This is a genomic window from Agathobaculum faecis, from assembly GCF_014287995.1.
In the GTDB taxonomy this organism is placed as follows: domain Bacteria; phylum Bacillota; class Clostridia; order Oscillospirales; family Butyricicoccaceae; genus Agathobaculum; species Agathobaculum ammoniilyticum.
Genome location: NZ_JACOPL010000011.1, coordinates 64803 through 85967, shown reverse-complemented (window position 1 = coordinate 85967; position 21165 = coordinate 64803). Strand labels below are relative to the sequence as shown.

Genomic DNA, 21165 nt, shown 5'->3' with positions numbered 1-21165 from the left:
CATGTTTCCTCCCCTTTCCCGCTAGCCCGCGTTTATTTTCAAATTTTAGGAAATATTTTTGGAAATAACAGGCAATTCGACATTTTTTGTGCTTTCCATATGCAATAATACAAATTGTAATCCGAACAGGTATTTCCCCTTATTTTTCATCGGGAAATAGCGGGCGGAGGATACGCGCACTCAGCAGGACGACCGCGACAGACGCCACGGACGCCCCCCAAACCGCCGGCATGATGTCAAACGGCGCTGCAGCGCCGCACGACGCGCGTACCGCCGCCACCGTGGACGGGATGATCTGTATGGACGCCGTATTCAAGGTGATCAATGTCAAAACGGTATCCGGCGAACCGCGCCGGCCGGCAAGCGTGTACAGCCGGTCGACTGCGCGCAGCCCCAGCGGCGTAGCCGCATTGGACAGTCCCAGCAGGTTTGCCGTCACATTGGCGCTCACCAGTTCCATGGCCTCTCTGTCGTTCGCTGCCTTGCCAAACAGCGGCCGGAGCAGGGGCGTAAGCGCATGGGACAGCTTTTCCGCCAATCCGGAAGCGCGGATCACCTCCATCACGCCGCTCCAAAAGCACATCAGGCCGGCGATGCTGATGGCTAACGTGACCGCTTCCGACGCGCCTGTTCCCACTGCGGCAGTGACCGCGTCCAACCGGCCGGTCACCGCCCCGCAAAGCAGGGCCAGGGCCAGAAATGCGACCCAGATCACGGAAAGCATTTACGCCTCTCCCCTCCCTTGTAGAAAAAAGCCGGTCTCCTCCATACAGGGAGCCGCAACATGGATTGATGCTGGCAAAGGAATGAATGAAGAATGAAGGAGTGTATATCAAATGAAATCCACTGGTATTGTCCGTAAGGTTGACGAACTGGGCCGAATCGTACTACCGATCGAGCTGCGCAGGACGCTCGATATCGATGTGAAAGACGCCCTGGAAATCTATGTGGAGGGCAGCCAAATCATCCTGAAAAAGTACGAGCCTGCCTGCGTCTTCTGCGGCAGCTCAAAGGACGTAATCCACTTCAAGGATAAAAACGTCTGCCGCAACTGCATTCATGATTTGGAATCTATCTGATTGATCTGATGCGTACATAGGCCGGCCACCCTCTTCAGCAAGGGTGGCCGTTCTTTTTTCCCTGCCGCGCAGTATCCCGCCCCGCCTGGGTGCGGTATTTCTCCCGCGTCGCCATGCCGCCGCGGATGTGCCGCTCCTTTTTATTGGTGTACAGCACCTCCTGCACGCGGTCATACAGCACGGCGTTGAGCTTTTTCAGCCTTGTCGTAATATCCTTATGTACCGTTGATTTAGAAATGCCAAATTTGGCCGCCGTTTGGCGCACCGTCGCCTTTTCTTCGATCATATATTGTGCGAGCCGGACCGCCCGCTCTTCGGGTAAGCCTTTCACGATCGTCCCCCCTGCCTGTCGACGCTTTGATTACTACAAATCTATGCAGCGCAAAAGGCAGGTAGAACGCGCTTTTTGCCGGAGTTGCTCCGGCCGACTTATCCGCAAAACGCGCCGCCGCTTCCCGCAAAAAAATGCGCCGCTTCATTTGAGCAGCGCATTGATCCCTTGTGTATGGTATTCCACCAGCCGGTTCAATCCGGTCCGCACCTCGCGCGGACGGACGCGGTTCTTTAATATCTGCACGGTCCCGTCAATCAGGTTGCGGGCCATGATCTGTGCCAGCAGCAAGCAGTTGTCCTCATCTGCCAGCAGCGGCGCAGTCTTTGCCGCCAGCATATCGATCAGGCTACTGCGCAGCCCCTCATACCGTGTCCCCTGCGACTGCTCCATAATGAGCAGCAGGCCGTATTTCTCGGCCAGCAGCAAAGAAATGACCTCTTCCGTCAGCAGGACCTGGTATTCGCGCGCGCCGGTGCGCGGGTCAAAGCGCTTGTCCCGAAAGCGCATAATCAGGCGCTTGAGCCCCTCCGCGGCGCCGTCCGTCAGCTCGTAAAATAACTCTTCCTTGTTTTTGAAGTAATGGTACAGATTGCTCTTGCTGATATTGACCTTATCCGCAATCATCTGCAGAGAGGTCCGGTCATACCCTTTCTGCAGAAATAGATGCTGGGATTCCAGCAAAATCTTATGCCGTAGCTCGTCTTTCAAAACCTGCACAATAAAGACCACCCGTTCATTTCTTCCTATATTATAGCATTATGGCGTATTTTGTCAATACAAATGGGTTTTACAGGCGTTAAGACTGCGTCAGTTTTCAGGCCTTCCCGCGCCTCTATTCCCACGGAAAAGGGCGCCGGAATCGTCCGGCGCCCTTGCGCTCTGTTTTTGCGGCGCCCGCTTACGCGCCGAATACTTTCAGCAGGAAGCCCGCCGCGACAGCGGAGCCGATTACGCCCGCAACGTTCGGACCCATGGCGTGCATGAGCAGGAAGTTTGCCGGGTTGGCCTTCTGGCCTTCGACCTGCGAAACGCGCGCGGCCATTGGGACTGCGGAAACGCCGGCCGAGCCGATCAGCGGGTTGACCTTGCCGCCCGACAGCTTGCACATGATCTTGCCGAACAGCAGGCCGCCGATCGTGGAGAACATGAACGCGATCAAGCCGAGGACGATGATCTTGATCGTCTCCATGGTCAGGAACTTCTCCGCGACCGCCTTACACCCGACAGACAGGCCGAGGAAGATGGTGACGATATTGCACAGCGTGTTTTGTGCCGTGTCGGACAAACGATCGGTCACGCCGCATTCGCGGAACAGGTTGCCCAGCATCAGCATGCCGATCAGCGGCGCCGTATCCGGAATGAGCAGGATAACCACGGTCGCTACCGCGATGGGGAACACGATCTTCTCGGTCTTGGACACCGGACGGAGCTGCTCCATCTTGATCTCGCGCTCCTTTTTGGTCGTCAGCGCGCGCATCAGCGGCGGCTGTATCAGGGGGATAAGCGCCATATAGGAATACGCGGCGATCGCGATTGCAGGCAGGTAATCCGCAGCCAGACGCGAGGTGACCAGGATAGCGGTCGGGCCGTCCGCGCCGCCGATAATGCCGATCGAAGCAGCTACATTCGGGGCAAAGCCCAGCGCCAGCGCCATCAGGAACGCGGCAAAAATGCCGAGCTGCGCCGCCGCGCCCAGCAACAGCGAGGACGGCCGCGCGATCAAGGGGCCGAAGTCGGTCATCGCGCCGATGCCAAGGAAAATCAGCGAGGGGTAGATCGCATGCTCTACCCCCTGATAGAACACCCACAGCATGCCGGGGCTGGCGCCGTTTGCCGGCGCGTTGAGCAGGCCGGTCAGGGGGAAGTTCGCCAGCAGGATGCCGAACGCGATCGGTACAAGCAGCAACGGCTCAAACTTTTTGCCGATGCCGAGAAACAGCAGCACAAACGCGATCAGGATCATGACCAGGCTGCGCGGGTCGCTGAACAATGCGGCGAAGCCCGAGCCGGCCAGGATCTCCTCCAGCGCGCCTATAAATGAAAATTGCATGTTACGCGCCTCCCGTTACATCGTGCAAAGCGCCGTACCGGTTTCAACGGTCGCGCCCTTCTGCACGCTGACCGAACCGACGGTACCATCATGCGGCGCACAGATCTCATTTTCCATCTTCATCGCTTCCAAGATGAACAGGACGTCGCCCGCCTTTACCGCCTGTCCCGCCGCGCAGCGGACATCCAGAATCGTACCCGGCATGGGCGCCGCGACGATCTCACCGCCAGCCGGAGCCGCCGGTGCGGGCGCGGCAGCCGGAGCCGGCGCTGCAGCCGGTGCGGGTGCGGCCTCCGGAGCCGCCGGCGCGCTCCCGACGCAGACCGCGCTTGCGGAGCCCTTGTCCACCTCAACCTCATACTGTTTCCCATTGAGTGTAACCAGATATTTCATTGTTTTCTTTCCCCCTTATACAGCCTTGATAGACTTGAACACGAGCTGGTCGAGCGGAATGCCCGTTTCATGGCTTACGATCGCCATTACGCATGCCGCCTGTGTTTCGTCAACGCCCTCCAGCACGACCTGCGACGCTGCGGCGGCCGGCGCGGGCGCGGCAGCGGGCGCAGCAACCGGAGCCGCTGCGGGCTGGGACGCCGCCGCGACCGGCGCGGCTTTCTTTTCCACGCCGCCGACGATACGGGACACCACAATGATGACGCCCCACAATAATGCCAGCATCAAAAATACGATCACAAAGCCGGACAGCGCAACCATCACTGCCTCGACCGGACTAAGCGGTCCTTGTATCATAGTCAACCGACCTCCTTGAACGAATAACTTGCGGTAAAGGTCTGATCGCGGCGGTCAAAATACTGCTCCGCCTGTTGCGGGAACGCGATGTAGGAAAGCACGTCCTCCTCGCTCCGCGCGCGGCTACCCAGGTAGGCCTTCGCCTCTTCAAATTCCGGCTTGAGCGTATCCGCGAAGCGGCCGGTCATCGGCTGCTCGTCGCCCAGCACCTTTTTCGCCAGCTCCGGAGCAATTTTGCCCGGCGCCTTGCCATATTCGCCCTTGATATAGCTTTTGATCTCCTTGCCGATGGATTTATACCGCTCGCCGAGCAGGACGTTGACCGTTGCCTGCACGCCAACCATCTGCGAAAGCGGGGTGACAAGCGGCGGGTAACCCATGTCCTCACGCACGCGGGGGGTTTCCTCCAGCACGGCCTCCAGTTTGTCAATCGCGTTCTGCGCCTTGAGCTGCGCCACCAGGTTGGACAGCATGCCGCCCGGGATCTGGTAGTTGAGCGCATCGGTCTTGGTGGACAGCACATAGGGGTCGAACAGCCCGTTAGCCGAGAACTTGTCCTTGACCGGCAGGAAGAAGTCGTTTACCTTTTTCAACTGCTTGCTGTCCACGCCGCAGTCAAAGCCCATCTGCGCCAGCGCATAGACCAACGACTCAGTCGCGGGCTGGCTGGTGCCGCCGGAGAAGCACGAGGTCGCGCAGTCGATGCCGGCCGCGCCCGCTTCCGCCGCCTTGAGGTAGGTCATATAGCCCAGGCCGGTGGTCGCATGGGTATGCACATAAACCGGCAGCTTGATGTTTTTGCGTAGCGCCGTGACAAGGTCGTAGCATTCCTGCGGCGACATGATGCCCGCCATATCCTTGATGCAGAGCGAATTGCAGCCAAGCGCTTCGATCTGCTTGCCCAGGGAGACGAACATCTCCAGATTGTGAATAGGGCTGAGCGTGTAGCAGATACAGCCCTGCGCATGGCCGCCCGCCTTGAGGCATTCATCCACGGCGGTTTCGATGTTGCGCATATCGTTGAGCGCGTCGAAAATGCGGATGATATCCATTCCGTTCTCCACACTCCTGCGCACAAAGCGGCGGACGGTATCGTCCGAATAATGGTGGTAGCCCAGCAGATTCTGGCCGCGCAGCAGCATCTGCAGCTTGGTGTTTTTCATGTGGGATTTGATTTTGCGCAGCCGCTCCCAAGGATCCTCGTGCAGGTAACGCAGGCAGCTGTCGAATGTCGCACCGCCCCAGCATTCGATCGAATGATAGCCGGCCTTGTCCATATCGTCCAGTACGGCTTCAAAATCGTCAAACGGCATACGGGTTGCGATCAACGACTGCTGTGCATCGCGCAGCACGGTTTCGGTGATGTGCATTTGTTTCACGAATATGCCCTCCTTTACCGGCAAAACAGGGTATGAAAACAAAACTCTACCTACTACCCCATTTTACTTAATTTTATCATAGCACTTTCCTCCCAGGCATGCAATGTTTTTATTTTAACAAAGTTGTTTTGCTTATTTTGTCTGTATTTTCATGTGTTCTTGGATTGACAATCGTCCCGTCATACAGTATGATATAAAAATACTGTGCGTATTGCCCTCCCTTTTTAACCGCGGTGTTGTGCCGCGCAAGGGGCTTGCCGGAACGCGACCCATCTGTTATAATAAAGGCAATCACAACATATTTATGTCTCCGTACCTCAGCAGGATAGAGGGTCCGCCTCCTAAGGTTGCGTTACAACGGCCACCTCAAAAAAAACTAAATAAGGGATTGCAGTTCGACTTTGATCGGGCTATAATCATATATCAGACACGTCCATATAGCTCAGCTGGATAGAGCACACGCCTCCTAAGCGTGGGGTCGGAGGTTCAAATCCTCTTATGGACGCCAGTGAACAACGCCGAAAGCCTTTGTTTTCAAGGGTTTTCGGCTTTTCTTATATAAAAAGCTACGAAAAAGCTCTTTCACTGTATGAGATAAAATTCTACTCCAAAATTTGATTTTTGACAACCCCTCCAGAATCGAACGGTTGTTATAAGACAAAATCGCCAGCTAATTTTTAGCAGAAAACGGGCTGTTCTTGCTAATGAAAATGCCCTTCCTGCTAATCAGCCCCAAAATCGTGCCAAAAATCCAGCTAATCAAAAAAGGCGGATGTTTTGAATACCATGCAGTTATAGCAGATAAAATTAAATATCGTTATGTACATAGAGCGTCTATTTGCCCCGCATTGGGGATGGATAGGCGCTCTTTTTTTATGCCCAAACCCATGGGCAAATACAAGAGATTGGAGGTGTTTTATTTGAGCAAGCCTGTTTATACCGCAGACAAGCCGAGCGACTGTCATTACTGCTACTTCTGGACGAATGGCAGAAAGGGCTGCCGTCTGGGTAGAAATAATTGCTACTACTTAATCTCTTTGCCGCCGAAACCCAAGTCGGAATGTGATGGCTGTCCCTATGGGCGAGATCACCCGTGCATTGGTTGGTGTACGAAGAAGGTTATGCGTGAAGTGGGGCTTCGTTGATATGGATGTGTATGAACAGGAATACCGCTTCTACTATTTTGCCCGATGTCCTTACGAAAAGACGGATACGACTTTCCGCAGCATTCCGCTGACAACAGAAAGTTTTCCGCAGAAAGAAGGTGGTGAAGCCGTGTGAGTTTTGATTATTTTTACGGTCAGCAATCCGATCTATTCACATTCTATCGAGTTCCGAAGGTGTTGTTCACGAACGAGAGGTTCTGGAATATTTCTGCCGATGCCAAGATGCTGTATGGCATTTTGCTTGACCGCATGAGCCTGTCTGCCAAGAATGGTTGGATAGATAAAAACGGTAGAGTGTATATCATTTTTACAATCGACGAAGCGAAGATGGCTCTGAACTGTGCTGAACAAAAGGCTATCAAGCTGCTCAGTGAACTTGAGAAGAAAGCAGGATTGATTGAACGTAAGCGCCAGGGTTTGGGAAAGCCCAACCTGATCTATGTGAAGAACTTTATCTCTGCTGTGGATTCACAACTCTTGAATTGTGAAAATCACAATTCTGGAACAATGGAAATCACAACTCAAGAACTTCCGAAATCACAATGTAATAATACTGATATTAAAAATACTGAATTTAGTGATACTGATTCTATCTTTCCTTCCGGAAATGGTGGAATGATGGACGAGAATGACCGGTATCAAGAATACTTTGATTATTTCTCGGATCAGCTCAGTATGGATTTGTTGAAGAAGGATTACCCTTACGATTCCGAAATGCTGGATAACATTCTGGAGTTGATCGTTGAAACAGTTTGCACGAAGCGACCGTTGATTCGCATTGGTGCAGAGGAGCGTCCGGCAGAAATTGTCCGCAGTCGGTTTATGAAACTGAATGCCGAACACATTCGATATGTTATGGACTGCTTCAAGGAGAACACCACAAAGATTAGAAATATCCGTCAGTATATGCTGACTACGATATACAATGCGCCGACGACAATAGACACCTACTACGATGCTCTTGTTCGGCACGATATGTCACACGGATATTTGGAAGGAGGATTTAAGAAATTGAAAATGAAGCGAGAGGAAGGAGAGTGACGATAAATGTCGAAAAAAGCAACCATCATTGCGGTGGTCAATCAGAAAGGAGGCACTGGAAAGACCACCACCACCGAGAATCTGGGCGTTGGCTTGGCTCTTGAAGGAAAAAAGGTGCTTCTGGTAGACACCGATCCCCAGGCTTCCCTGACGGTCAGTTTGGGCAATCCCTGCCCGGATGATCTGTCTCCGACACTTTCCGATCTGATGGGAAAGATTATGATGGAAAACCCTATTACTCCCGATGAAGGGATTCTTCATCATCCGGAGGGCGTTGATTTGGTGCCGTCCAACATCGAACTCTCAGGTATGGAGGTAGCACTGGTCAATGCCATGAGCCGGGAAACCATTCTCCGGCAATACCTGGATACAGTCAAACAGAATTATGATTACATTCTTCTTGACTGTATGCCGTCTTTGGGTATGCTGACCGTCAATGCGTTGGCAGCTGCCGACAATGTGCTGATACCGGTTCAGGCAGCATACCTTCCTGCAAAGGGTCTGGAACAGCTGCTTGGAACCATCAACAAGGTCAAGAGGCAAATCAACCCGAAACTGAGGATTGAAGGGATTCTTCTGACGATGGTGGACAGCCGCACCAACTACTCCAAAGACATCAGCAATCTGATTCGGGAGAGCTACGGCGGAAAGCTGAAGGTTTACAAGACCGACATTCCCCGCTCTGTCCGTGCAGAGGAAATCAGCGCAGAGGGAACCAGTATCTTCAAGCATGATCCCAAAGGCAAAGTTGCCGAAGCCTATAAAATTCTGACGAAGGAGGTGTTAAACAATGCAGAAAAAAGGCGCAAACATCAGCTTGAAGGGGTACGATGATATTTTCTCCACCGATCAATCCAGAGCTGAAGCCCAGCAGGAGCGTGTGCAGGAAATTCCGCTTTCTGAGCTACACCCCTTTGAGGGACACCCCTTCCGTGTGGTTGATGATGAAGAAATGATGAAAACGGCAGAGAGCGTCCGAGATTTCGGAGTTCTCACTCCTGCGATTGTCCGTCCTGACCCCGACGGTGGTTATGAAATCGTTTCTGGTCACAGGCGGCACCGGGCATCGGAGCTTGCGGGTAAGGAAACCATGCCTGCGATTGTTCGTGACCTGGACGATGATGCAGCCATTATTTTGATGGTTGATGCGAATTTGCAGAGGGAGAGTATCCTGCCGAGTGAAAGAGCATTTGCTTATAAGATGAAGCTGGATGCGATTAAACATCAAGGTCAACGCACCGATTTAACTTCATCCCAAGTTGGGATGAAGTTGCAGGCAATGGATATAGTCGGTCAGGAGGCAGGAGAAAGCAGAAATCAGGTACACCGTTATATCCGTCTGACCGAACTGATTCCGGAACTGCTGGATATGGTAGATACGGGTCAGATCAAATTCAATCCTGCGGTGGAGCTTTCCTATCTGGCAAGTGAAGAACAGAAGGATTTTCTTTCTGCAATGGATTATGCTCAAGCAGCTCCTTCCCTTTCGCAAGCACAGCGAATTAAAAAGCTCGCACAGGAGGGCGAGTGTACGCTGGATGCGATGTGCGAGATTATGAATGAAATCAAGAAGGGAGAGCTGGACAGAGTAACCTTCAAAACGGATTCGTTGCGAAAATACTTCCCGAAGTCCTATACCAACAAGCAGATGGAGGATAAAATCATTCAGCTTTTGGAGCAATGGCAGAAAAAAAGAGAAAAATCAATGGAAAGGTAAGGTAAAAAATGTTTACACCCAAAAACATTCAGGGCGCTTTGGAAGAACTCTACGACCTTTGCGATCCTGATTATATGGTAGATATGCTCGTAAACTACAGTGAGGAGTTCGATGATATTTCTCCTGCGCTTCTGGCAAAGTCGTTTCAGAAAAATGCCGAGATGATTAGCGAGTATCGAGTATTGTCCTCTGCTGGTGAGGGTATCGACTATCAGGGAAAGGTACTTCTGAACAGCAGAGCCGTGCGGCTTCTGTCCTATGTAGAAGATATGAGCGGCGATGAAAAAGTTCGCACGATTCAGAGCAAGGAGCTGTGGTTAGCAGAAGATATGACATTCTATGTGGTGTCCTGTATGTCTACGATCACGATGGACAAGGAAGAAGCCATTTGTCTTAACGAACACCGCAGCGTGGTTACTACGGTGGAATGCGAGGACGATATTTTCTTCGACATGGGTTCCCTGATTTGCGAACTGGACGATATTTGCTTGTTCGAGCTTTTAGCCGATGTGGATGCGACTATTTATGAACTGTAACAGGTTCATGGATGGTCGCTTTTCTTATTTCCAAAGAAACGGAGGTATCGAAACTTGAAAGAATACGATGTGAAGATCACCGAAACCTTGGAGAAAACGGTTACGGTGCAAGCAGAATCTCACGATGCGGCAGAGGAACAGGTTAGAGCCGCTTATTACAATTCGGAGTACATTCTGGACTCCGAAAACTTTACCGGTGTTGCGTTCGGCACGACCGAGGAACGGGAGGTTCAGAAAGAACAGGCAGATACCATGAATGTGTTGCTGGTAAAGCCGTTCATGTATCCGCAGGCTGTGCAGATCGGCTGTGAGCTGGAGGATTTGCAGAAAGCCGTAGGTGGCGATATTGAGGCAACTTATCCGTTCAATGAGCCGGTTGCACTGGTGATGCACGACGAAGGTAAACTCGTAGGCAAAGAACTGAACCGTGCGCTGCGTGATGATGACGGCGATATTTATGACATTATCGCCGGTGATTTTCTGGTTGTGGGATTGGGCGAGGATGATTTTTGTTCTCTGTCCCCGGAACTGATGAAGCAGTTTGAGGAACACTTTCATCAGCCTGAGACTTTTGTACGCATGGGGCGCAGCATTATGGCGCTTCCCCTGCCGGATGACATGGTGAAGAAAGAAGATGCACCTGTCAAAGCTGATTCGGTTCCCCACAAAAGTAACCCTGACCGAGATGTTCTGTAAGGAGGTTCTTATGCAAAGAAATTCGACGATTGGAGAGCTGATGGAGCGAAAGCGGATTCAGGATGGTGCCAAGGAGTACCAGGGACATACCTATATGGACTTGGCACGATTTGATGACGCCACCAAGCACATGATTATTTTCGATGTGCTGACCGATGAATCGCCTGTCGGTTGGAAAGGCGAAAGAAATCGCCTGTATTTGAGCGATGTGGGTTATCAGAAGGCTCTGGATAACCAGAAAGCTGGCAATATCAAGATTATCAGCCATGCCGCAGTTGCCAAGGGCAATCTGTATTACGACCACAGAGATATGGCACGATAATCTGTTCACTCTACTGCTTGCAGGAGGTGATGAATCATGCAGGAAGAAGTTGAAAACAGAACAGTAAACCTGGCGATCAGCACAACCAAGCTGACGGGGCGCACTATCATTGCCGGTATCCGCAAGTATTTGCAGCACCGGGAAAAAGTGAAGATGAAAAAGGCACGAGACCCTGCCGTTCATGGAAAGCAATCCGTGAAACAGCTTTTGGGACAGAATCAGGGTGCTACGAATGTTGAGATCGACAAAGAGAGTATCCGTGATTTTGAAAAGCTCGCCAAGAAGTATGGCGTGGACTTTGCCGTAAGAAAAGATAAGTCCGTTGATCCTCCCCGGTTTCTTGTTTTTGTCCGTTCTAAAGATGCAGATGCTTTGGATGCAATCTGCAAGGAACATCAGGCAAGGGCATTAACCAAGAATGAAAAGCCGAGCGTTCTGGCGCAGCTGAAGAAGTTCAAGGAAATTGTCGCAGCGATTCCGAAGAAGGTTCGAGAGAAGAAACAGGAGCGTGATCTGTGATGGATAAGAGAAAAATGAAAAAGCTCCTGATTCTGAATTTACCGTATTTTCTGGTAGGGTTGTTCGCTACGAATTTAGGAGAAGCATGGAGATTGGCTGAGGGGGCAGATTCATCTGCGAAAATCCTCAGCTTTTTTCATGCCCTTCCGATAGCCCTGAACAATCCGTTTCCCAGCTTTCACCCGTTGGATTTGCTGATTGGTATTCTCTGCGGCGCAGGACTTCGGCTGGCTGTCTATCTAAAAGGCAAAAACGCAAAGAAGTACCGACACAATGTTGAGTACGGTTCTGCTCGTTGGGGAACGGCAAAAGATATTGAGCCGTTTATTGCACCAAAGTTCGAGGACAATGTGATCCTGACGAAAACGGAGCGGCTGATGATGAGCAATCGCCCGAAGAATCCTGCCAATGCCCGAAATAAGAATGTTCTGATTATCGGCGGTTCGGGTTCCGGTAAAACTCGCTTTTGGTTGAAGCCAAACCTTCTCCAGATGCACAGTTCCTATGTGGTCACTGACCCGAAAGGCAGCATCGTGATTGAGTGCGGCAACGCCCTTTTGAAGCATGGCTACACCATCAAGATTTTCAACACCATCAACTTTCAGAAGTCGATGCACTATAACCCATTTGCCTATATCCATTCAGAAAAAGACATTCTGAAACTGGTGACAACGCTGATTGCCAACACAAAGGGTGATGGAAAAGCCGGTGATGAGTTCTGGACGAAGGCGGAAACGCTGCTCTACTGTGCCTTGATCGGATATATCCACTATGAAGCTCCGGTTGAGGAACAGAATTTCTCCACCCTGATTGAGTTCCTGAACGCAATGGAGGTGCGGGAAGATGATGAGGAGTTCCAGAACCCGGTGGATCTGATGTTTGAAGCCCTGGAAAAGAAAAAGCCGAATCACTTTGCAGTCCGTCAGTATAAAAAATACAAGCTGGCTGCCGGCAAGACCGCTAAGTCGATTTTGATTTCCTGCGGCGCTCGTCTGGCTCCTTTTGATATTCAGGAGGTCAGAGATGTGACTGCCTATGACGAGTTGCAGTTGGATACTCTCGGAGATAAGAAAACGGCGCTCTTTCTGATTATGTCAGATACGGATGCGACGTTTAATTTTTTGATCTCCATGATTTACACACAGCTGTTCAACTTGTTGTGCGAGAAAGCAGATGATGTGTACGGCGGCAGACTGCCGGTTCATGTGCGCTGCTTGATTGATGAGATGGCAAACATCGGTCAGATTCCCAATCTGGAAAAACTGGTAGCGACAATCCGAAGCCGTGAAATATCGGCTTGCCTTGTTCTCCAGGCACAATCACAGCTGAAAGCCATTTATAAAGACAATGCCGATACCATCATCGGCAACATGGATTCCCGAATTTTCCTGGGTGGTTCTGAGCCAACCACGCTCAAAGAACTGAATCAGGCATTGGGAAAAGAAACTATCGACACCTACAACACCTCCAACACCAGAGGTAACAGCCCGTCTTACGGCTTGAATTATCAGAAGTTAGGCAAAGACCTTGCGAGCGTAGATGAGCTTGCGGTTCTGGATGGCAGCAAGTGTATTTTGCAGTTGCGTGGTGTCAGACCGTTTCTTTCTGACAAGTACGATCTGACGCAGCACCCCAATTATAAGTACACATCAGACTTTGATAAGAGAAATGAGTTCAACATTGAGCAGTTTCTGAGTCGAAGGTTGAAGCTCAAGGCAGGTGATGAGTTTGTGGTAGTCGATGCGGATTAAGGAGGTTTCTGTTTGGAAAATCTGAAAACGGTATCTGCCCTGGTTAAGAACATCTTGGAACACGACCACAAGGCAAGAAATACCGACAATCATTTGTACCTGATGGTACTGGAACACTATTCCGGTCTGCGTGGCATCGACATTCATGCCATGACGGTTCCTGTGTTTTTGAAGGAACTGGATAGACGCAGCTTTCCGGGGTTTGAAACTGTCCGCAGAAGCAGACAGAAAGTGCAGGCAACCTACCCTGACCTTGCTCCCAGTGAAGCCGTAGGCAAGCGCAGAGCAAAAAATGAGGTTGTATATCGAGAATTTGCAGAAAGCGAGGTGTAAAAAAAATGACTTGGTGGATCACGGATACCTCTATTGGGCAGCGATTGAAGTTCGTTAGACGATTTCGCCGCCTTACCCAGAAAGAGCTTGGACTCCTGATGGGGTATTCCGAGAAAACAGCGGATGTCCGTATTGCTCAGTATGAGAAAAACGCTCGAACCCCTAATGCAGAAACCACAGCGAAACTCGCAGAGGTTCTGAAGGTTTCACCTGTCGTTTTTTCACCGACAATCTGTGCTTCTCGTGAAGATTTGTTGCAGTCAATGTATTGGCTGTTTCTTATGAAAGGTGGTGGTGATATATATGATTGTGAAACTGAATATGCAAGAAGCAGAATGGAACAGAAACTTGGCGTGATAACCGTCGAGGAGTTCCTTGAAAAGATTCTCGTAAACTAAGCCTTCCGTCCGGTTTTGATGCCGGTAGTACGGAGGGCTTTTTCTATTCTCAAAACAATTTCAAATTTTAGGAGGAAAATATTATGGCATTTTTCAATAGCGCAGTAACCGTTCTTCAGACTCTCGTTATCGCTCTGGGCGCAGGTCTTGGCATCTGGGGTGCAATCAATCTGCTTGAGGGCTACGGCAACGATAACCCCGGCGCAAATGCTCATGTACGGTAAGGAAGCAAGCAACCGAAAACAAGAGATAGACCGCCAGCACTACACTATTCCGAACCAAAGACCAAAAGATAAGCATTGTGGGAAAATCTAAACTTTTGGATTTTCCTACAATGCCAACTACGGCGGAATCCCTCCCACTCCTTATATCTTTCTGTATACATTGAATTTGTATTTAGTAAAATGCAGACAACACCACGGATCGGCTTTTGGTTGGACAATTCCAACCAAACACCACAGCAGACAGCAGAAAACATTCTGAACGCTAGGAAGCCGGTATGATTGTTACATATAAGGGGAAGAAAAATTTCTTTTAGGTACTTGCTTTCCTAAAACTGATGTGATATAATAAACTTATGTGATACAATGATTTAATCCAGAAAAGGAGTAAAAAATATGCGGCAAGGTATTCTTAAATAAAACTATAATCAAATAGTGGGAACAAAGGATTATGATAGCTCCTTTTGTAGGGGCTTAGTTTTTTGTACCCAATTTAAGAATACTTTTGCCTTATCAATTTTGACATATCCCCAAAAACAGCAATCACAAACAGGTGTATGCTGTATATGTGTATGTCCGCAACTTATAATCCCCAGTGGTAAAAGTATTTTACTGCTGGGGATTTTTATGCCCTTTGGGGCTGTAAAGGGAGGACAATCACATGAAAATAATCAATATTGGAATTCTTGCCCATGTAGACGCTGGAAAGACGACCTTGACGGAGAGCCTGCTATATGCCAGCGGAGCCATTTCAGAACCGGGGAGCGTCGAAAAAGGGACAACGAGGACGGACACCATGTTTTTGGAGCGGCAGCGTGGGATTACCATTCAAGCGGCAGTCACTTCCTTCCAGTGGCACAGATGTAAAGTTAACATTGTGGATACGCCCGGCCACATGGATTTTTTGGCGGAGGTGTACCGCTCTTTGGCTGTTTTAGATGGGGCCATCTTGGTGATCTCCGCTAAAGATGGCGTGCAGGCCCAGACCCGTATTCTGTTCCATGCCCTGCGGAAAATGAACATTCCCACCGTTATCTTTATCAACAAGATCGACCAGGCTGGCGTTGATTTGCAGAGCGTGGTTCAGTCTGTTCGGGATAAGCTCTCCGCCGATATTATCATCAAGCAGACGGTGTCGCTGTCCCCGGAAATAGTCCTGGAGGAAAATACCGACATAGAAGCATGGGATGCGGTCATCGAAAATAACGATAAATTATTGGAAAAGTATATCGCAGGAGAACCAATCAGCCGGGAAAAACTTGTGCGGGAGGAACAGCGGCGGGTTCAAGACGCCTCCCTGTTCCCGGTCTATTATGGCAGCGCCAAAAAGGGCCTTGGCATTCAACCGTTGATGGATGCGGTGACAGGGCTGTTCCAACCGATTGGGGAACAGGGGAGCGCCGCCCTATGCGGCAGCGTTTTCAAGGTGGAGTATACAGATTGCGGCCAGCGGCGTGTCTATCTACGGCTATACAGCGGAACGCTGCGCCTGCGGGATACGGTGGCCCTGGCCGGGAGAGAAAAGCTGAAAATCACAGAGATGCGTATTCCATCCAAAGGGGAAATTGTTCGGACAGACACCGCTTATCCGGGTGAAATTGTTATCCTTCCCAGCGACAGCGTGAGGTTAAACGATGTATTAGGGGACCCAACCCGGCTCCCTCGTAAAAGGTGGCGTGAGGACCCCCTCCCCATGCTGCGGACGTCGATTGCGCCGAAAACGGCAGCGCAAAGAGAACGGCTGCTGGACGCTCTTACGCAACTTGCGGATACTGACCCGCTTTTGCGCTGCGAGGTGGATTCCATCACCCATGAGATCATTCTTTCTTTTTTGGGCCGGGTGCAGTTGGAGGTTGTTTCCGCTTTGCTGTCGGAAAAATACAAGCTTGAAACAGTGGTAAAGGAACCCACCGTCATTTATATGGAGCGGCCGCTCAAAGCAGCCAGCCACACCATCCATATCGAGGTGCCGCCCAACCCGTTTTGGGCATCCATCGGACTGTCTGTTACACCACTCCCGCTTGGCTCCGGTGTACAATACGAGAGCCGGGTTTCGCTGGGATACTTGAACCAGAGTTTTCAAAACGCTGTCAGGGATGGTATCCGTTACGGGCTGGAGCAGGGCTTGTTCGGCTGGAACGTAACGGACTGTAAGATTTGCTTTGAATACGGGCTTTATTACAGTCCGGTCAGCACGCCGGCGGACTTCCGCTCATTGGCCCCGATTGTATTGGAACAGGCATTGAAGGAATCGGGGACGCAGCTGCTGGAACCTTATCTCTCCTTCATCCTCTATGCGCCCCAGGAATACCTTTCCAGGGCTTATCATGATGCACCGAAATACTGTGCCACCATCGAAACGGCCCAGGTAAAAAAGGATGAAGTTGTCTTTACTGGCGAGATTCCCGCCCGCTGTATACAGGCATACCGTACTGATCTGGCCTTTTACACCAACGGGCGGAGCGTATGCCTTACAGAGCTGAAAGGATATCAGGCCGCTGTCGGTCAGCCGGTCATCCAGCCCCGCCGTCCAAACAGCCGCCTGGACAAGGTGCGCCATATGTTTCAGAAGGTAATGTAAAGATACATAATCGTCAAGACGGCAACAATCAGAAGTTATGGAGGGTAACAATGGAATATAGTAAGGAAGATTTAATGGAAGCAAAAAAGCAAATTTTGGGAGTGGGAGAGAACATGGGAACAGAGGAAAGTAAAAAAATCTGGGAGAAAAACGCACAATTTTGGGATAATGCAATGGGTGACAAATCTAATGAATTTCACAGAGAGGTAGTGCGTCCCAAAGTAACGGAACTTCTATCTCCTAATCCTGCGGATTACATTTTGGATATTGCGTGTGGCAATGGAAATTATTCTTCGTATCTTGCACAAAGAGGCGCTTCGATTGTCGCTTTTGATTACAGCAAAAAAATGATAGAATTGGCTAAAAGACGGCAATCACAATATGCAAAACAAATTGAATTTTGTGTAGCGGATGCGACCAATAGAGAAAGTATATTAGAATTAAAAAGAAATCGAGCCTTTACGAAAGCAGTTTCTAATATGGCAATTATGGATATTACGGATATTGAACCACTTCTTATGGCTGTTTATGAACTGTTGGAGGAAAGCGGAATTTTTGTCTTTGCAACGCAACACCCTTGTTTTATCACGTTGACTGAAAAATATATGACACCGCACAGTTACTATGGTATAGCGATTGAAGGGCAACCGGAGGAGCAGATTTATTATCATCGTTCCATACAAGATATTTTTAACCTTTGTTTTAGAGCTGGATTTGTCATTGATGGATTTTATGAAGAATGTTTCAAAAACAACAAAGAAATTCCTATGGTAATGATAGTAAGGCTTAAGAAGGTAAAACGTGATAGCTTAAAATAAATTCAAGTTTGTCGGGTAAATAGCAAACCCAGCCGAGCCAGTCAACGGTCAAGATGAACGGCGCATATGCGCAGCCGTTGACAGCCCCGCCCGCCTTTGCTGGTAGGCAATCAAGGGGCGACAGCCTAAAGTGCTGCCGCCCCTTACTATCATAAAAAGCAACTACTAACCAGCCACAGCCCTTTTGGGAGGAAAGGGGGATTTTCCATGACCTGTACAGAAGAATATCGGGAACATATCGAGTACACTTTCCATGCCTTTTGCAAAGTCGTTATCCGAAATGCAACGATCAACGCAGCGAGGACACGGAGCAGGAAGCACAAAAGAGAAATATCCCTTGAATACCTCACAGACGAAAAGCACTACCCTTTAGGCACGACAGATGAATATTTCCAAGCCCCGGAGCCGGACGAGGAATACATACTTACCCTTTGCGGCGATACGGTCATTTTCAGCAGCGGTTTACTTGCGGAAGCCCTGTCACGGCTGGACGAACGGGAGCGGGAAATGATTTACCTGTCCTTTTTCAAGCGTATTCCACAGCACGAAATTGGCAGACAGTACGGGCGCAGCCGCAGCACAGCGGGCTACCATATCCGAAAAGCCCTACGGCAGCTCCAAGCGGAAATGGAGGGAATGGCATATGAGAAATAATAGGCTTCTCCCCTATGAAACAATCGTCCAAGCCGCCAGCGGGGAGCCGGAAGCGGTGGGAACTGTATTGCAGTATTACCGCCGCCGCATACAATGTGCCGCCCGTGTGAATGGACGGGTAGACCAAGATACAGAGGACTACATCACCCAGACGCTTCTCACAGCTATTTTCAAGTTCCGCTTTGGGAGATAGCCCTACCGCCTACAACTGAATAACCGCCGCTTCGCCGGCAACCAGAAAGCAGTAAATCTATTCAACAGATTTGCTGCTTTTTTTCGTTCCTGTTTGGCATTTTTGAAAATCCCCAGTATGAAAAAACAAAAGGGAAAATAGCCGCCGCAGTTGGCAAAATCCCTTACTTATCCGTAGAGGGTATCAAAGAAAAAAATACTGCCATTGTCCGCCTATTCCGGCTTGCGTGGTGTTGTAGGGAATAGAGGGGAAATTCTAAAAATCTCCGTCCATTTTGCTTTGCGTGGTGTTGTAGGTAGTGAAAGGAAAATTTTCAAGATAAGCCGGAATAGCGGGTAGCAAAGCCCTTTTGAAACGTTTTGTTAGCGGAAAGGACGGGAGCCGGGGAACGCCGGAGTTTTTCAGAGCAAGATTCTACCGAGGTGCCAAAATTCGCTCTCCGCTTATTTTTGCCCCTGCGGGAATCTTGTTGGGGAGTGCCTTCCCCAAACCCTGCTATGCGCCCTGTCGGGCGAGAAAGGAGGTCACAGACCATGCGAAAGAAATACAATACGCCCCACCGCCGTCATGTGGTAAAGACCCGCATGACCGATGAAGAATACGCCGACTTCACCGGGCGGCTGGCGGCTTATGAAATCAGCCAGTCCGAGTTTATCCGGCAAGCCATACGGAAAGCGACCATACGCCCCATTGTCACCGTTTCCCCGGTCAATGACGGGCTGCTTGCCGCCCTCTCCAAGCTCACGGCAGAGTACGGGAAAATCGGCGGCAACTTAAACCAGATTGCCCGGAGCCTGAACGAATACGGAAGCCCCTACCGGGGGCTGGAAAAGGAAGTGCGGGGAGCCGCCGCCGACCTTGCCGCCTTGAAGTTTGAAGTCTTGCAGAAAGTAGGTGAAGCCGTTGGCGATACTCAAACATATCAGCTCTAAAAATGCCAACTACGGGGACGCTGAAAAATACCTCACATTCGAGCATGACGAGTTTACCATGAAGCCCACCCTTGACGCAGACGGGCGGCTCATACCGAGGGTAGACTACCGCATATCCTCTCTGAATTGTGGCGGGGAGGATTTTGCCGTTGCCTGTATGCGCTCCAATCTCCGCTACGGCAAGAACCAGAAACGGGAGGACGTAAAGAGCCACCACTACATCATCAGCTTTGACCCACGGGACGGCCCGGACAACGGCTTGACCGTTGATCGGGCGCAGGAGCTGGGCGAGAAGTTCTGCGCCGAGCATTTCCCCGGACACCAGGCCCTTGTCTGCACCCACCCGGACGGACACAGCCACACCGAAAATATCCATGTGCATATCGTCATTAACAGTCTGCGGATTGCGGAGGTTCCCATGCTGCCCCACATGGACAGGCCAGCGGACAGGAAAGCAGGCTGCAAGCACCGCTGTACGGACGCAGCTATGAACTATCTGAAAGCCGAAGTCATGGAGATGTGCCACAGCGAGGGGCTTTACCAGATAGACCTTTTGAACGGCAGCAAAGAACGCATTACCGAGCGTGAGTATTGGGCGCAGAAGAAAGGACAGGCTGCCCTTGACAGAGCCAACGCCCCTATTGCTGCGGACGGTATCGCGCCCCGGCAGACCAAGTTTGAAACGGATAAGGCGAAGCTGCGCCGGACTATCCGGGAAGCCCTTGCCGCTGCTTCCGGCTTTGATGAGTTTGCCGCCCTGCTTCTCCGGCATGGTGTGACCGTCAAGGAGAGCCGGGGGCGGCTAAGTTACCTCACGCCGGACAGGACGAAGCCAATTACCGCCCGGAAGCTGGGGGACGATTTTGACCGGGCTGCTGTCCTCTCCGTTTTGGAGCAGAACGCCGCCAGAGCCGCCGAAAAACCCGCAGCCATAGCGGAATACCCCGGCAGTATCAAAGACCGCTTACGGACGAAAAAAGAAGCGAAAAACGCCCCGAACAATGACGCTGTACAGCGCATGGTAGACATAGCCGCCAAGCGAGCCGAGGGGAAAGGACGGGGCTATGAGAAGTGGGCGACCATGCACAACCTCAAACAGATGTCGGCTACCCTCATGCTCTACCAGCAGTATGGCTTTTCTTCCCCGGACGAGCTGGACGCTGCCATTTCCGCAGCCAACACCGCCACGCAGGAGAGCCTTGCCGGACTGAAAGGGCTGGAAGCCGCTATCCGGGAGAAAAAGGAATTGCAGCGCAACCTTTTGGGCTATATCGGCACGAAGCCCGCCCGTGACGGTCTGAAAGCGCAGAAATCGGAGAAAGCCCGGAGAGCCTACCGGGAACAGCACGAAAGCGATTTTATCATAGCGGACACAGCCGCCCGTTATTTCCGGGAGCATGGAATAACCAAGCTGCCAGCCAGCAAAGCCCTGCAAAGGGAGATTGAGCAGCTTACCGTCCAGAAGAACGCCGGATATAACGACTACCGGGAGAAACGCCAGCGGGCGCAGGAGCTTCAGACAGTCAGACGCAATATCGACCAGATTTTAAGGGGCGCACCGAGCCAGCAGAAAAAGCGTGAACAGGAGCGTTAAAGACCGCCCCGAAATGATACCGAAACCCTACAAAAATACAGGTATGATATGAACCCTTACCGCAATACTCCCCGACTTCCAAACGGGGCTTACAGGGCAGA

Annotated in this window: 25 protein-coding genes, 1 tRNA gene and 1 pseudogene; 20 read left to right on the top strand and 7 right to left on the bottom strand. The window is 50.8% G+C overall.

Annotated elements, in window-relative coordinates; all coding sequences use genetic code 11:
- Positions 1-139: 139 nt before the first annotated feature.
- Positions 140-724, bottom strand: coding sequence for a nucleoside recognition domain-containing protein (locus H8S45_RS11995; RefSeq protein ID WP_054327251.1), 585 nt, complete (start codon positions 722-724; stop codon positions 140-142).
- 112 nt (positions 725-836) lie between these two features.
- On the opposite strand from H8S45_RS11995, the gene H8S45_RS11990 reads away from it, so the two are divergent.
- Positions 837-1079 (top strand): AbrB/MazE/SpoVT family DNA-binding domain-containing protein, encoded by a 243-nt coding sequence (locus tag H8S45_RS11990; protein ID WP_054327250.1) that lies wholly within the window; start codon positions 837-839, stop codon positions 1077-1079.
- 34 nt (positions 1080-1113) lie between these two features.
- On the opposite strand, the gene H8S45_RS11985 is transcribed toward H8S45_RS11990, so the two are convergent.
- The 6 genes from H8S45_RS11985 to H8S45_RS11960 form a co-directional block, all read right to left on the bottom strand.
- Entirely contained in the window at positions 1114-1410 is a 297-nt protein-coding gene (locus tag H8S45_RS11985) for a sporulation transcriptional regulator SpoIIID (protein ID WP_054327249.1), read from the bottom strand.
- A gap of 144 nt (positions 1411-1554) precedes the next feature.
- Complete coding sequence (locus H8S45_RS11980; protein ID WP_159068070.1) at positions 1555-2130, bottom strand: TetR/AcrR family transcriptional regulator; 576 nt, start codon at positions 2128-2130, stop codon at positions 1555-1557.
- Between the two features lie 181 nt (positions 2131-2311).
- The gene (locus H8S45_RS11975) at positions 2312-3463 is read right to left on the bottom strand and encodes a sodium ion-translocating decarboxylase subunit beta (protein ID WP_107630929.1); all 1152 of its coding nucleotides are present in this window, start codon (positions 3461-3463) and stop codon (positions 2312-2314) included.
- Positions 3464-3478: 15 nt separating this feature from the next.
- Positions 3479-3856, bottom strand: a complete 378-nt coding sequence (locus H8S45_RS11970; RefSeq protein ID WP_054327247.1) for a biotin/lipoyl-containing protein — start codon at positions 3854-3856, stop codon at positions 3479-3481.
- Between the two features lie 15 nt (positions 3857-3871).
- Positions 3872-4213, bottom strand: coding sequence for an OadG family protein (locus tag H8S45_RS11965; RefSeq protein ID WP_054327246.1), 342 nt, complete (start codon positions 4211-4213; stop codon positions 3872-3874).
- Positions 4214-4215: 2 nt separating this feature from the next.
- Positions 4216-5583: a pyruvate carboxylase subunit B gene (locus H8S45_RS11960; protein ID WP_207724498.1), complete on the bottom strand. Its 1368-nt coding sequence runs from the start codon at positions 5581-5583 to the stop codon at positions 4216-4218.
- 440 nt (positions 5584-6023) lie between these two features.
- On the opposite strand from H8S45_RS11960, the gene H8S45_RS11955 reads away from it, so the two are divergent.
- From H8S45_RS11955 to H8S45_RS11865, 19 genes and pseudogenes are all read left to right on the top strand, one after another.
- Positions 6024-6100: transfer RNA gene (locus H8S45_RS11955), tRNA-Arg, on the top strand.
- 569 nt (positions 6101-6669) lie between these two features.
- Entirely contained in the window at positions 6670-6873 is a 204-nt protein-coding gene (locus H8S45_RS11950) for a hypothetical protein (protein WP_223385014.1), read from the top strand.
- Entirely contained in the window at positions 6870-7799 is a 930-nt protein-coding gene (locus tag H8S45_RS11945) for a DUF6017 domain-containing protein (RefSeq protein WP_002304312.1), read from the top strand. Before H8S45_RS11950 ends, H8S45_RS11945 begins: the two co-directional genes overlap by 4 nt.
- Positions 7800-7805: 6 nt before the next feature.
- Positions 7806-8633, top strand: a complete 828-nt coding sequence (locus H8S45_RS11940) for a ParA family protein (protein WP_002304313.1) — start codon at positions 7806-7808, stop codon at positions 8631-8633.
- Entirely contained in the window at positions 8590-9516 is a 927-nt protein-coding gene (locus H8S45_RS11935; RefSeq protein WP_002304314.1) for a ParB/RepB/Spo0J family partition protein, read from the top strand. The genes H8S45_RS11940 and H8S45_RS11935 overlap by 44 nt, the downstream gene beginning before the upstream one ends.
- A gap of 8 nt (positions 9517-9524) precedes the next feature.
- Entirely contained in the window at positions 9525-10052 is a 528-nt protein-coding gene (locus H8S45_RS11930) for a hypothetical protein (protein WP_002304315.1), read from the top strand.
- Between the two features lie 54 nt (positions 10053-10106).
- Positions 10107-10748, top strand: coding sequence for a DUF3846 domain-containing protein (locus tag H8S45_RS11925; RefSeq protein WP_002588969.1), 642 nt, complete (start codon positions 10107-10109; stop codon positions 10746-10748).
- A 10-nt stretch (positions 10749-10758) separates the two neighbouring features.
- The gene (locus H8S45_RS11920) at positions 10759-11070 is read left to right on the top strand and encodes a DUF5720 family protein (RefSeq protein ID WP_002304317.1); all 312 of its coding nucleotides are present in this window, start codon (positions 10759-10761) and stop codon (positions 11068-11070) included.
- Positions 11071-11106: 36 nt separating this feature from the next.
- Positions 11107-11589 (top strand): PcfB family protein, encoded by a 483-nt coding sequence (locus H8S45_RS11915; protein ID WP_002304320.1) that lies wholly within the window; start codon positions 11107-11109, stop codon positions 11587-11589.
- Positions 11589-13340, top strand: a complete 1752-nt coding sequence (locus H8S45_RS11910) for a VirD4-like conjugal transfer protein, CD1115 family (protein ID WP_002588968.1) — start codon at positions 11589-11591, stop codon at positions 13338-13340. Before H8S45_RS11915 ends, H8S45_RS11910 begins: the two co-directional genes overlap by 1 nt.
- A gap of 12 nt (positions 13341-13352) precedes the next feature.
- Positions 13353-13673: a hypothetical protein gene (locus H8S45_RS11905; RefSeq protein ID WP_002304332.1), complete on the top strand. Its 321-nt coding sequence runs from the start codon at positions 13353-13355 to the stop codon at positions 13671-13673.
- 5 nt (positions 13674-13678) lie between these two features.
- Positions 13679-14071: a helix-turn-helix domain-containing protein gene (locus tag H8S45_RS11900; RefSeq protein ID WP_002304334.1), complete on the top strand. Its 393-nt coding sequence runs from the start codon at positions 13679-13681 to the stop codon at positions 14069-14071.
- 83 nt (positions 14072-14154) lie between these two features.
- Positions 14155-14283, top strand: a pseudogene (locus H8S45_RS11895) (Maff2 family mobile element protein); the annotation flags it as partial.
- A gap of 670 nt (positions 14284-14953) precedes the next feature.
- On the top strand, positions 14954-16873 hold the full coding sequence (gene tet(W) / locus H8S45_RS11890; protein WP_033126273.1) for a tetracycline resistance ribosomal protection protein Tet(W): 1920 nt from the start codon (positions 14954-14956) through the stop codon (positions 16871-16873).
- Between the two features lie 50 nt (positions 16874-16923).
- Positions 16924-17691 carry a class I SAM-dependent methyltransferase gene (locus H8S45_RS11885; RefSeq protein WP_186950129.1) on the top strand — a complete coding sequence of 256 codons (768 nt, stop codon included), beginning with the start codon at positions 16924-16926 and terminating at the stop codon, positions 17689-17691.
- A 207-nt stretch (positions 17692-17898) separates the two neighbouring features.
- Positions 17899-18345, top strand: coding sequence for an RNA polymerase sigma factor (locus tag H8S45_RS11880; protein ID WP_002602096.1), 447 nt, complete (start codon positions 17899-17901; stop codon positions 18343-18345).
- Positions 18335-18538, top strand: coding sequence for a helix-turn-helix domain-containing protein (locus tag H8S45_RS11875; protein ID WP_002602095.1), 204 nt, complete (start codon positions 18335-18337; stop codon positions 18536-18538). The genes H8S45_RS11880 and H8S45_RS11875 overlap by 11 nt, the downstream gene beginning before the upstream one ends.
- A 533-nt stretch (positions 18539-19071) precedes the next feature.
- Positions 19072-19470, top strand: a complete 399-nt coding sequence (locus tag H8S45_RS11870; RefSeq protein WP_002602094.1) for a plasmid mobilization protein — start codon at positions 19072-19074, stop codon at positions 19468-19470.
- Positions 19442-21064, top strand: coding sequence for a relaxase/mobilization nuclease domain-containing protein (locus H8S45_RS11865; protein WP_002602093.1), 1623 nt, complete (start codon positions 19442-19444; stop codon positions 21062-21064). The genes H8S45_RS11870 and H8S45_RS11865 overlap by 29 nt, the downstream gene beginning before the upstream one ends.
- Positions 21065-21165 lie beyond the last annotated feature (101 nt).

Coding starts and splice junctions, on each gene's coding strand:
- H8S45_RS11995 (WP_054327251.1), bottom strand. CDS start 724: ATGCTTTCCGTGATCTGGGTCGCATTTCTGGCCCTGGCCCTGCTTTGC.
- H8S45_RS11990 (WP_054327250.1), top strand. CDS start 837: ATGAAATCCACTGGTATTGTCCGTAAGGTTGACGAACTGGGCCGAATC.
- H8S45_RS11975 (WP_107630929.1), bottom strand. CDS start 3,463: ATGCAATTTTCATTTATAGGCGCGCTGGAGGAGATCCTGGCCGGCTCG.
- H8S45_RS11970 (WP_054327247.1), bottom strand. CDS start 3,856: ATGAAATATCTGGTTACACTCAATGGGAAACAGTATGAGGTTGAGGTG.
- H8S45_RS11965 (WP_054327246.1), bottom strand. CDS start 4,213: ATGATACAAGGACCGCTTAGTCCGGTCGAGGCAGTGATGGTTGCGCTG.
- H8S45_RS11960 (WP_207724498.1), bottom strand. CDS start 5,583: ATGCACATCACCGAAACCGTGCTGCGCGATGCACAGCAGTCGTTGATC.
- H8S45_RS11950 (WP_223385014.1), top strand. CDS start 6,670: ATGGGCGAGATCACCCGTGCATTGGTTGGTGTACGAAGAAGGTTATGC.
- H8S45_RS11940 (WP_002304313.1), top strand. CDS start 7,806: ATGTCGAAAAAAGCAACCATCATTGCGGTGGTCAATCAGAAAGGAGGC.
- H8S45_RS11935 (WP_002304314.1), top strand. CDS start 8,590: ATGCAGAAAAAAGGCGCAAACATCAGCTTGAAGGGGTACGATGATATT.
- H8S45_RS11930 (WP_002304315.1), top strand. CDS start 9,525: ATGTTTACACCCAAAAACATTCAGGGCGCTTTGGAAGAACTCTACGAC.
- H8S45_RS11920 (WP_002304317.1), top strand. CDS start 10,759: ATGCAAAGAAATTCGACGATTGGAGAGCTGATGGAGCGAAAGCGGATT.
- H8S45_RS11915 (WP_002304320.1), top strand. CDS start 11,107: ATGCAGGAAGAAGTTGAAAACAGAACAGTAAACCTGGCGATCAGCACA.
- H8S45_RS11910 (WP_002588968.1), top strand. CDS start 11,589: ATGGATAAGAGAAAAATGAAAAAGCTCCTGATTCTGAATTTACCGTAT.
- H8S45_RS11900 (WP_002304334.1), top strand. CDS start 13,679: ATGACTTGGTGGATCACGGATACCTCTATTGGGCAGCGATTGAAGTTC.
- H8S45_RS11885 (WP_186950129.1), top strand. CDS start 16,924: ATGGAATATAGTAAGGAAGATTTAATGGAAGCAAAAAAGCAAATTTTG.
- H8S45_RS11880 (WP_002602096.1), top strand. CDS start 17,899: ATGACCTGTACAGAAGAATATCGGGAACATATCGAGTACACTTTCCAT.
- H8S45_RS11875 (WP_002602095.1), top strand. CDS start 18,335: ATGAGAAATAATAGGCTTCTCCCCTATGAAACAATCGTCCAAGCCGCC.
- H8S45_RS11870 (WP_002602094.1), top strand. CDS start 19,072: ATGCGAAAGAAATACAATACGCCCCACCGCCGTCATGTGGTAAAGACC.